We start from the raw sequence: 11,201 nt of genomic DNA, 5'->3' as shown, positions 1-11,201 counted from the left end.
TATTCCTCAATAGCTCAGTCGGTAGAGCGCCGGACTGTTAATCCGTAGGTCCCTGGTTCGAGCCCAGGTTGAGGAGCCATTCAAAAGCCTGTATGCATTCATACAGGCTTTTTCTTTTCTCCGCTCAGGCAGCTCTCACCACGCCCACCGAAGCACCCACGGGCGGCGCATCCACGGCGACGGCCTTGTGTGCAGAGTGAGGGACATAGGGATAGTGATGCGGCACCACGGGAATATGCTGCTCGCCCTGCTCCCAGGCTCGCAATTCATCTTCCAGTCGCGCAGCACGTTCGGCGTACATCTGAGCGGAGGACTGGTAGTACTCCGCCGCGATAGTGTGCTCCAGAACAGCCATGCGCGCCTCTTGCAGATAGGCACGCGTACGGCGGATATAGCGCGGTTCGGAACGTCCAAAACCGAAGATCTTGCCGAAAAACATGTCCAACCTCCTTTTCCGGTAACAACGCAAATCCGTCACGACTCCTCAACCGATGGAGCAATGTTGCCAGCGTAATGTCTCCGGTTCAAGACATCTGTCCCACAGCAAGAGTTCGCCTCGTAGGAGGGGCGCCCGCCACTTGCGGCCGCCCACCCAAAGCCGGCCCCAGGCAGGGCTTAAGACACTGCCATCCTGTCACAAAGCCCAACTCAAGAGTCAATCAGACACATGTCCGGGTATTTCCGGGAGCTCCTGCATCGCCCGGTGGGCAAGGACCTTCCCCTCGGATTGAAGATCTTCATGGCAGCCATGCTCCGGGGCCCAGCTCGATGCCTGCCCAAATAGCAACAGCAATGCCGAGTTGCCGCCAACCCTAGCCTGCCTATGCGCTGCGGCAGGCAAGAGCACCCGCCATCAGGACGGGATCGCCCCAGAGTTCAATGCTGCGCCCTCCGCCGCACAGACAAGCACAAGCTCGCGAGTCAGTTGCCCTGCAGGAAGTTCAGCACCCCTTCGGCCACATGAACACCAGAGGACATACAGGCCGTGAGCAGATAACCGCCCGTGGGGGCCTCCCAGTCCAGCATTTCTCCCGCACAGAAGACGCCGGGCAGAGCGGCACACATACTCCGCGCATCCAGAGCCTCCAGACGAACTCCGCCTGCAGTGCTGATGGCCTCATCGATGGGACGCGGCGCGATCACCGTCAAAGGCACCGCCTTGATCGTGGATGCCAGGCGCTTCATGTCCGCCATGCCATCCTTGCCGAGCACCTCATACAGCAAACCCGCCTTGATGCCATCAAGCCCCAGACGCCCTTTGAGATGACTGCTGAGACTGCGCGAGCCGCGCGGCCGCATCACCTCCTGCTGCACACGCTCCGCACTCCACTGCGGCAACAGATCCAGCTCGAAGCACGCAGCGCCCTGGCGGGCAATGCAGTCCCGCAACAGGGAGGAGACAGCATAGATCAGACTCCCCTCCACCCCGGTCTGCGTCGCAACAAATTCACCCTGACGCTCAAAGCCGGCACCTTGCTCGTCCGCAAACTTCAAAACCACCGACTTGAACGGCTGCCCGGCAAAGCGCTGAGCAAAGACCTCGCTCCAGCCGGCTTCACGCCCTTGCGGCCAGCCCACATCAAAGCCACAGTTGGCCGCCTGCAACGGGGCAATGCCCACCCCCCTGTCCTGCAGCAGCGAAACCCAAGCGCCGTCCGAGCCCAGACGCGCCCAGCTGCCGCCGCCCGTCGCCAGCACCAAAGCCTTGCAGCCAATCTTGACCCTGGCACTTTCTGTCTGAAGAACCGGCTTGCCATCCTCTGCCCAGCCGACCCAGCGGTGACGCATATGAAACTGCACGCCCTGCGACTTCATACGCACCAGCCAGGCACGCAGCAGCGGCGCTGCCTTCATATCCGCAGGGAACACTCTTCCGGATGTCCCCACAAAGGTATCAAAACCCAGCTCTTTGACCCAGGCCTGAAGCTCGCTCGCACCCCACTTTTCGAGCCAGGGAGTCAAATCTGCAGAGCGGCAGCCATAGCGAGTGACAAAGCTCGAAAACTCCTCGGAGTGCGTAAGATTGAGGCCGCCTTTGCCGGCCATGAGGAATTTGCGAGCCGCCGAGGCTTTCGCCTCGAACACTCTGACCGACAAGCCGGCCTTTGCCAATTGCTCGGCCGCCATCAAGCCTGCAGGCCCGGCACCGATCACTGCCACATCACAGACCCATTCGGAATCGGCCATCAAGGGCTCCGAGACACTCATACTTCTACCACCTCAATCTGCCGGCAGCCACCGGCCGCCAAAGGGTGCGCAGAATACCACCGACGGCATTTCTGCAATATTGCGAGCACTATTAGCGTGATAGCTGCAAACAACCAGCCACACACCGTGGCGGGAGATGAGTTTCTGTCACAATCAACTCACTAGGCGAATAGACCGCCTACCTTTTTGATTCAAGAAAATCCAGGACTACAAATGGCCAGCGAATTGATCAAGCACATCACGGATGCAAGCTTTGAGTCTGACGTACTGCAACCCGGCACGACCGTGCTGGTGGATTACTGGGCTGAATGGTGCGGCCCTTGCAAGATGATCGCCCCCATCTTGGACGATGTAGCCGAAGGCTACAAAGGCAAGGTGCAGATCGCCAAGATGAATGTGGACGAAAACCGTGAGATCCCAGCCAAGTTCGGCATTCGCGGCATTCCCACACTGATGTTGTTCAAGGACGGCCAGCTGGCCGCCACCAAGGTTGGCGCGCTGAACAAGACGCAACTGTCCGCCTTCCTCGACCAGCATATCTAATGCATTCAACAAACAGAGCTCCCAATGGAGCTCTGTTTGCTTCTGGGCACCCGCTGCCCACCCCCATTTGCATCTGCTACAGGCCCGGCACAGGCTGCAGATGACAAATCCTCGATAAATTGCTTGCAAGCTGCGCCAGTTTTCCTGTCATAATGTATGAACCGCCGGCCACCGCATGGGACCGCGCTGGATTTTCTTCAGGCAAGCCTGCCCACTTTCACAGTGTCTCGTTAGGCTCTACGCCTCCCCCCCTGGTTATTCTCACTCCACGCTTGGAGTCATTTCATGCACCTTAATGAACTCAAGGCACTGCACGTGTCTGAAGTCTTGAAGCAGGCCGAAGCGCTTGAGATCGAAAACGTCGGTCGCATGCGCAAGCAGGAACTGATGTTCGCCATCATCAAAAAGCGCGCCAAGGCCGGTGAACAGGTCTTCGCCGACGGCGTGCTGGAAATCCTGCCCGATGGCTTCGGCTTTCTGCGTAGCCCCGATACCAGCTACACCGCCAGCACCGACGATATCTACATCTCGCCCAGCCAGGTGCGCCGCTTCAACCTGCACACCGGCGACATGATCGAAGGCGAAGTGCGCATCCCCAAGGATGGCGAGCGCTACTTCGCACTGACCAAGCTCGACAAGGTCAATGGCAATTCGCCCGAGCAAAACAAGCACAAGGTGCTGTTTGAAAACCTGACCCCTCTGTTCCCCAAGGAACAGATGCGCCTGGAGCGCGACATCAAGGGCGAAGAGAACATCACCGGCCGCATCATCGACATCATCGCCCCCATCGGCCGCGGCCAGCGCGCGCTGATCGTGGCACCGCCCAAGAGCGGCAAGACCATGATGATGCAGAGCATTGCGCACGCCATCACCGCCAATCACCCCGATGTGCACCTGATGGTGCTGCTGGTGGACGAGCGCCCCGAAGAAGTGACGGAAATGCAGCGCTCCGTCAAGGGCGAAATCATCGCCTCCACCTTCGACGAGCCTGCCACCCGCCACGTGCATGTCGCCGAAATGGTGATCGAGCGCGCCAAGCGCCTGGTGGAACTGGGCAAGGATGTGGTCATCCTGCTGGACTCCATCACCCGTCTGGCCCGCGCCTACAACAACGTCGTGCCCTCGTCGGGCAAGGTGCTGTCCGGCGGTGTGGACTCCAACGCCCTGCAGCGCCCCAAGCGCTTCTTCGGCGCCGCCCGCAATGTGGAAGAAGGTGGCTCCCTGACCATCATCGCCACTGCACTGGTCGACACCGGCAGCCGCATGGACGAAGTGATCTTTGAAGAATTCAAGGGCACGGGCAACAGCGAACTGCACCTGAATCGTCGCCTCTACGAGAAGCGCGTCTTCCCGGCCATCGAGCTCAACAAGAGCGGCACCCGCCGTGAAGAGTTGCTGCTGCCTCCCGAGATTCTGCAGAAGACCCGCATCCTGCGTCAGTTCATGTACAACATGGACGAGATCGAGTCCATGGAACTCATGATCAAGAACATGAAGGCCACCAAGAACAATGTGGAGTTCTTCGACATGATGCGTCGCGGCGGCTAAACCCTTCGTGCACCGGAACAACAAAGCCCCGCCTCGCGGGGCTTTGTTGTTTCTGGCGCTTGACTCCATTGCTTGACCTAGCTCAAACTGAATTGCGAGCCACCCCCCAATACTAGGGATACACATCTATACAAATCTTGCGATAACCGGAAGCCAAAAGCTTTCAAGTCGCAGGTTCTGCATTCATGGCCCCTTCAGCAAATCGCACACCACCCTACAACACCACACCGATGCGCCTGCTGGCAGCAGCCACATTGCTGGCAGCACTGGCAGCCTGCAGCCCGACGGTGCCGATGCTGCAGCCACAGGCCCAGGCCAAGCTGCCGGACAAGTGGCCTCTGGAGTGGACAAAAAAACAAGAGAACGCTGCGCCAGCAAATACGGCATCGATTGCCTGGCAAGACTTCTACCTTGACCAAAACCTGCAGGAGCTGATTCGCGCAGCTCTTGCCCACAATCAGGACCAGCGCCTTGCATTGCTGCGTGTGCAGGAGGCCCAGGCTGCCTATGACATACAGAGTGCTGCTCGACTGCCGAGCATTGGCCTGGGCAGCAGCCATGGCAGAGCACGTGTTCCCGCCGACCTCAACGCCAGCGGCCGCTCCGTCGTCGCCGGCGATCAGCAAGTCTTTGTCGGCCTCAACAGCTGGGAACTCGATCTTTGGGGCCGTGTCAAAAGCCTCAGCGAGGCTGCTTTAGGCAACTATCTGGCGCTGGATGCCACGCAGCATGCAGTTCAATCCAGTCTCGTCAAGCAGGTGGCACTGAACTATCTGGCCCTGCGCAGCCTCGATGAGCGCCTGGCCCTGACCCAGCGCACGATTGCCAGCCGAGAGGAATCGCTGCGCATCTTCAAGCGCCGCACCGAGGTGGGCTCCACTTCACGCTATGCGCTCACGCAGGTACAGACTCTGGTTCACCAGGCCAAGGCCATAGGCACCCAGCTGGCACAGCAGCGTGCGCTGCAGGCCAATGCACTGCAGCAGCTCACGGGAATGGATGCAGACCGCTTGCCGAAGAGCAGCTCCACCGCCGTGATCCTGAAACCGATTCCCGAAGGCCTGCCGTCCGATCTGCTGACACAGCGCCCCGACATCATTGCCGCCGAGTACGGGCTGCAGGCGGCCAAGGCCAACGTGGCCGCCGCACGCGCCGCGTTTCTGCCCCGTATCGCGCTGACCGGCAGCTGGGGCACGGCCAGCGCCGAACTCGACGGCCTGTTCAGAAGCGGCAGCCGTGCCTGGCAGTTTGCTCCCACGATTTCGCTGCCAATCTTTGACGGCGGCCAGCGCCAGGCCAACCTGAATCTGCAGGCCGTGCGACAGAACATGGCGGTCGTCCAGTACGAAAAAACCATAGAGACAGCAATGCGCGAAGTGCTGGACGCGCTGTCCAGCCGCACCATGCTCGAGCAGCAGCTCGTGGTGCTGACCGATCAGCGCGCTGCACTCAAGGAACGTGCCCGACTGGCCCGGCTGCGCTATGACCAGGGAGCCTCGCCCTATCTCGATGTGCTGGATGCCGAACGCGACCTGCTGAGTGCCGAGCAGCAACTGGTTCAGGGCCGTGAAGCCCTGCTGTCCACCCAGGTCGCTCTCTATGCCGCTTTGGGTGGAGGCTACTTGGCTCAAGGCCAGAACAGAGCCCCCAGCCCTGCAGCCCTCCAACCTTGACTGCGAATCCATGCCCATGAACAAGAAATTGACCATCGCCGCGCTCATCGTTGCCGCCGCCGCCCTGGGCGCCTATGGCTGGCAACAATGGCGCAGCGCACAGGCATCCGAAGGCCTCGTCAGCGGCAACGGCCGCATCGAAGCCACCGAAATCGACGTCGCCACCAAATACGCCGGCCGCATCGCTGAAATCCTGGTGCAGGAAGGCGAGTTCGTGAAAGCCGGTCAGCCACTGGCGCGCATGCAGATCGAAAGCCTGCAGGCTCAGCAGCGCGAAGCCATAGCCGGTCGTGAGCGCGCCTCTCATGCGGTGACCTCGGCACGCGCCGAAATCGCGCTGCGCGAAAGCCAGTACGCGGCCACCATGGCCACGGTGGCCCAGCGCGAGGCCGAACTGGATGCAGCACTGCGCCGCGTCAAGCGCTCCGAGACACTGGCACGCGAAGGTGCTTCATCGGAGCAGGAGCTGGACGACGACCGGGCCCGCGTGCGTGGCGCCCAGGCCGCGCTCAAGGCCGCCCAGGCCCAGGCCACGGCCGCCAAGGCGGCCATCGACGCAGCCAAGGCCCAGACCATAGGTGCGGAATCGGCGGTGACGGCCGCTGCCGCCACCGTCCAGCGCATCGATGCCGATGTGAAGGACAGCGAACTCACCGCCCCGCGCGATGGCCGCGTGCAATACCGGCTGGCCCAGCCCGGCGAGGTGATCGGCGCAGGCGGCAAGGTGCTGAACATGGTGGATGTCTCGGACGTCTACATCAGCTTCTTCCTGCCCGAGACCGTGGCAGGCCGAGTGGCCCTTGGCACCGAGGTGCGCATCGTGCTGGATGCGGCTCCGCAATATGTGATTCCGGCTCAGGTGTCCTTTGTCGCCAGCACCGCCCAGTTCACACCCAAGACCGTGGAGACGGCCAGCGAAAGACAGAAGCTGATGTTCCGCGTCAAGGCACGTATTGCACCGGACCTGCTGCAAAAGCACCTGACTCAAGTCAAGACAGGCCTGCCCGGTGTGGCCTGGATCAAGCTCGATAAAGAGCGCGAATGGCCGGCCAAGCTGGAACTGCGCACCGGTGACGCTTCTGCCTCTTGAACGTTGCGTCCCCATTTGCCATGACCCAGCATGTAGCCACTTTGCGCAATGTGACGCTCGCCTACGGCAAGACGCAGGCGCTGCGCGGACTGAGCCTGGAGATTCCTGCAGGCATCATGGTCGGCCTGATCGGCCCTGACGGCGTGGGCAAGTCAAGCCTGTTGTCTTTAATTGCCGGCGCGCGCGCCCTGCAGGGCGGCGAGATACAGGTGCTTGGCGGCGACATGCGCAGCAAAAAGCACCGCGATGCCGTCTGCCCCCGCATTGCCTACATGCCTCAGGGCCTGGGCAAGAACCTCTACCCCACACTGTCGGTGGAAGAGAATCTGCAGTTCTTCGGCCGCCTTTTCGGTCATGACGCGGCCGAGCGCCGAGCGCGCATCGACGATCTGACCCAGAGCACCGGACTGCAGAAATTCCTCTCCCGCCCTGCCGGCAAGCTCTCGGGCGGCATGAAGCAGAAGCTGGCGCTGTGCTGCGCCCTCATCCACGACCCCGACCTGCTGATTCTGGACGAGCCCACGACCGGCGTGGATCCGCTGGCGCGCGCGCAGTTCTGGGATCTGATCAACCGCATTCGCGGCCAGCGCCCGCAGATGAGCGTGATCGTGGCCACGGCCTATATGGACGAGGCCCAGCGATTCGATTGGCTGGCTGCCATGGATGACGGCCTGATTCTGGCCACCGGCACCCCCGCCGAGTTGCTTGAGCGCACCGGCATGCCGGCGCTGGAGGCAGCCTTCATCGCCCTGCTACCCGAGGAAAAAAAGCGCGGCCATGCCGCCGTGGTGATCCCGCCGCTGCAGACCAGCGATGACGACATCGCCATCGAGGCGCGTGATCTCACCATGCGCTTTGGCGACTTTGTGGCCGTGGACCATGTGAATTTCCGCATTCGTCGCGGCGAGATCTTCGGCTTTCTGGGCTCCAACGGCTGCGGCAAATCGACCACCATGAAGATGCTGACCGGGCTGCTGCCCGCCAGCGAGGGCGATGCCTGGCTGTTTGGCAAGAAGATCGATCCGCATGACGTGGCCACGCGCCGGCGCGTGGGCTATATGTCGCAGGCCTTCTCGCTCTACGGCGAGCTGACCGTGCTGCAGAACCTGGTGCTGCACGCCGAACTCTTCCACGTGGATCCGGCCGAGATCCCCGCGCGGGTCGAGGAAATGCTCACCCGCTTCGGCCTCACCGAAGTGCGCGAGACGCTGCCCGGCAATATTCCGCTGGGTATGCGCCAGCGCTTGTCTCTGGCCGTGGCCATGGTGCACAAGCCGGAGCTGCTGATTCTCGACGAGCCCACTTCGGGCGTGGACCCCGTGGCTCGCGATCAGTTCTGGCGCTTGCTGATCGAGCTCTCGCGCCGCGACCGGGTGACGATCTTCATCTCCACGCACTTCATGAACGAAGCCGAGCGCTGCGACCGCATGTCCATGATGCATGCGGGCAAGGTGCTGGACAGCGACAGGCCGGCAGCACTGACCGCCAAGCGCGGCGCGGCCACCCTGGAGGAGGCCTTCATCGGCTATCTGGTGGAGGCCTCGGGCGAGGCAGCGCCCGTGCTTGATATCAAAAAAGAAGCTGCCACCGCTGACTCAGCCTTATCTTCAGCATCAAAAGTATCTGATACCAATACAGATAAAGCGCAGCAAGCTCCTGTTTCCGACGCGCACAAAGGCCCTGGCTTCAGCCTGCAACGCTTGTGGAGCTATCTGTGGCGCGAGTCGCTGGAGCTGCAGCGCGATCCCGTGCGCGCCACCCTGGCTCTGGTGGGCTCGCTGGTGCTGATGGTGGTGATCGGCTTCGGCATCAGCATGGACGTCGAAGACCTGAAGTTTGCCGTGCTCGACCGCGACCAGAGCACCATCAGCCAGAACTATGTGAACAATCTCGCAGGCTCGCGCTATTTCATTGAAATGCCTCCCATCCAGGACTACGCGGACCTGGACCGGCGCATGAAGAGCGGCGAGCTGGCGCTGGCCATCGAGATTCCACCCGGTTTTGGCCGTGATGTACTGCGCGGCTCGAAGGTTGCCGTGGGCGCCTGGTTTGACGGCGCCATGCCCCAGCGCGGCGAGACCGTCAAAGGCTATGTCCAGGCCATGCACCAGCTGTGGCTGGTGCAGCAGGCGCGCGAGCGACTGGGCGTGCAGCTGGGCAGCCAGGTCAGCCTGGAAACCCGCTTTCGCTACAACCCCGATGTGAAAAGCCTGCCCGCCATGGTGCCGGCCGTGATTCCGCTGCTGCTGATGATGCTGCCCGCCATGCTCACGGCCCTGGCCGTGGTGCGCGAAAAAGAGCTGGGCTCCATCGTCAACCTCTACGTCACTCCCGTGACCCGCATCGAGTTTCTGCTGGGCAAGCAGCTGCCTTATGTGGTGCTGGCCATGCTGAACTTCTTTCTGATGTGCGCCATGGCGGTATTCGTGTTCGGCGTGCCCATGACCGGCAGCTTTCCCCTGCTCGTCATGGCCGCCCTGCTCTTCAGCATCATTGCCACAGGCATGGGGCTGCTGGCCTCTGCCGTCACCAGCAGCCAGATTGCCGCCATGTTCTTTGCCATGCTGGGCACCTTGATTCCGGCCACGCAGTTCTCGGGGCTGACCGATCCGGTGTCCTCGCTCGAAGGCGCCGGCCGCTGGATTGGCGAGATCTACCCGGCCACCTATATGTTCGCCATCAGCCGCGGCGTCTTCAACAAGGCGCTGGGCCTGCACGATCTGGCGCCTACCTTGCTGCCGCTGCTGATCGCCATTCCCGTGATCATGGGCGTGGCCATCTGGGCTCTGCCCAAGCAGGAGAAGTAATGAAGCTCCCCCTGAGTCGCTGCGCGCCTTCCCCCTCTCTCGCTGCGCGGGAGGGGGACGACACCTTCGCTGCGGGGCGGCCCTGGCTCGGTGTCCCTGCGTTGGGCCTGCGCTTGTTCAGAGCGTCTTCTGCTTCACGGCACACCTTGGACTTTTACGATGTTGCATAGCCTCAAGAATATCTGGCGCCTGGGCGTCAAGGAACTGTGGAGCCTGTGGCGCGACCCGGTGATGCTGGTGCTCATCGTCTACACCTTCACGGCCTCGGTGTACACCGCGGCCACGGCCATGCCCGATACGCTGCACAAGGCGCCGATTGCCATCGTCGACGAAGACCAGTCGCCGCTGTCCGCACGCATCAGCTCGGCGTTCTACCCGCCTCAGTTCATGCCGCCGCAGATGGTGGATTTCAGCCATGTGGATCCTGGGCTGGATGCAGGCGACTTCACTTTCTCGCTGACCATTCCTCCCAACTTCCAGCGCGATGTGCTGGCCGGCAGAAAGGCCGAGCTGCAGCTGAACGTGGATGCCACGCGCATGAGCCAGGCGTTCTCCGGCAGCGGATACGTGCAGCAGATCGTGCTGGCCGAAGTCAACGAGTTCGTGCAGCGCCACCGGGGAGCCAGCGCACTGCCCGTGGACCTGGAGCTGCGCGCCCGCTTCAACCCCGGACTTAACAAGATATGGTTCGGCGGACTGATGCAGATCATCAACAACGTCACCATGCTCTCCATCATCCTCACGGGCGCGGCGCTGATCCGCGAGCGCGAGCACGGCACCATCGAGCATCTGCTGGTCATGCCCGTGACGCCTACCGAGATCATGCTGGCCAAGGTCTGGTCCATGGGCGCCGTGGTGCTGCTGGCGGCAGGTGTCTCGCTCAATCTGGTCGTGCGCGGCGCGCTCAAGGTGCCCATCGAAGGCAGTCTGCTGCTGTTCATGGCAGGCTCGGCCCTGTGCCTGTTCGCAACTACGGCCATGGGCATCTTTCTGGCCACGGTGGCGCGCAGCATGCCGCAGTTCGGCCTGCTGATGGTGTTGACGCTGCTGCCGCTGCAATTGCTGTCTGGCGGCATGACTCCCCGCGAATCCATGCCCCAGCTGGTGCAGGATGTGATGCTGTTCGCTCCCACCACGCACTTTGTGGAGCTGGGTCAGGCGATTCTGTATCGCGGCGCCGGCATCGAAACCGTGTGGAAGCCCTTTGTGTGGCTGGCGGGAATCGGCGCCGTGCTGTTCTGGCTGTCGCTGATGCGGTTCAGAAAAACCTTGTCGAGCATGGCCTGAGTTCTGGCCAGGCGCCGCGGCAACCATGAAGGGCGTATTGCCGGT

Annotated in this window: 8 protein-coding genes and 1 tRNA gene; 7 read left to right on the top strand and 2 right to left on the bottom strand. The window is 61.9% G+C overall.

What is annotated here, in order from left to right:
* The first annotated feature begins 3 nt into the window (after positions 1-3).
* A tRNA-Asn gene (locus tag AAIL66_RS20745) sits at positions 4-79 on the top strand.
* A gap of 45 nt (positions 80-124) precedes the next feature.
* Here AAIL66_RS20745 and AAIL66_RS20740 read toward each other — a convergent pair.
* Positions 125-439: a hypothetical protein gene (locus AAIL66_RS20740; protein WP_003067300.1), complete on the bottom strand. Its 315-nt coding sequence runs from the start codon at positions 437-439 to the stop codon at positions 125-127.
* Between the two features lie 482 nt (positions 440-921).
* On the bottom strand, positions 922-2,208 hold the full coding sequence (locus AAIL66_RS20735; RefSeq protein ID WP_045840073.1) for a TIGR03862 family flavoprotein: 1,287 nt from the start codon (positions 2,206-2,208) through the stop codon (positions 922-924).
* 213 nt (positions 2,209-2,421) lie between these two features.
* Between AAIL66_RS20735 and trxA the strand changes: the two genes are divergently transcribed.
* From trxA to AAIL66_RS20705, 6 genes are all read left to right on the top strand, one after another.
* The gene (trxA, locus tag AAIL66_RS20730; RefSeq protein ID WP_003053480.1) at positions 2,422-2,751 is read left to right on the top strand and encodes a thioredoxin TrxA; all 330 of its coding nucleotides are present in this window, start codon (positions 2,422-2,424) and stop codon (positions 2,749-2,751) included.
* Positions 2,752-3,036: 285 nt separating this feature from the next.
* Entirely contained in the window at positions 3,037-4,299 is a 1,263-nt protein-coding gene (gene rho, locus AAIL66_RS20725) for a transcription termination factor Rho (RefSeq protein ID WP_012839098.1), read from the top strand.
* Positions 4,300-4,529: 230 nt separating this feature from the next.
* Positions 4,530-5,972, top strand: a complete 1,443-nt coding sequence (locus AAIL66_RS20720) for an efflux transporter outer membrane subunit (protein WP_343497639.1) — start codon at positions 4,530-4,532, stop codon at positions 5,970-5,972.
* A 10-nt stretch (positions 5,973-5,982) separates the two neighbouring features.
* Positions 5,983-7,062, top strand: coding sequence for an HlyD family efflux transporter periplasmic adaptor subunit (locus AAIL66_RS20715; protein WP_034392652.1), 1,080 nt, complete (start codon positions 5,983-5,985; stop codon positions 7,060-7,062).
* A gap of 20 nt (positions 7,063-7,082) precedes the next feature.
* The gene (gene rbbA, locus AAIL66_RS20710; RefSeq protein WP_343485157.1) at positions 7,083-9,869 is read left to right on the top strand and encodes a ribosome-associated ATPase/putative transporter RbbA; all 2,787 of its coding nucleotides are present in this window, start codon (positions 7,083-7,085) and stop codon (positions 9,867-9,869) included.
* A 159-nt stretch (positions 9,870-10,028) separates the two neighbouring features.
* Positions 10,029-11,156: an ABC transporter permease gene (locus tag AAIL66_RS20705; protein WP_034358702.1), complete on the top strand. Its 1,128-nt coding sequence runs from the start codon at positions 10,029-10,031 to the stop codon at positions 11,154-11,156.
* Positions 11,157-11,201: the final 45 nt, after the last annotated feature.

It is taken from the genome of Comamonas sp. F1-6 (assembly GCF_039581415.1).
GTDB lineage: Bacteria > Pseudomonadota > Gammaproteobacteria > Burkholderiales > Burkholderiaceae_C > Comamonas > Comamonas thiooxydans.
The sequence above is the reverse complement of the archived record's forward strand: the minus strand, read 5'-3'. Positions and strand labels throughout refer to the sequence as shown.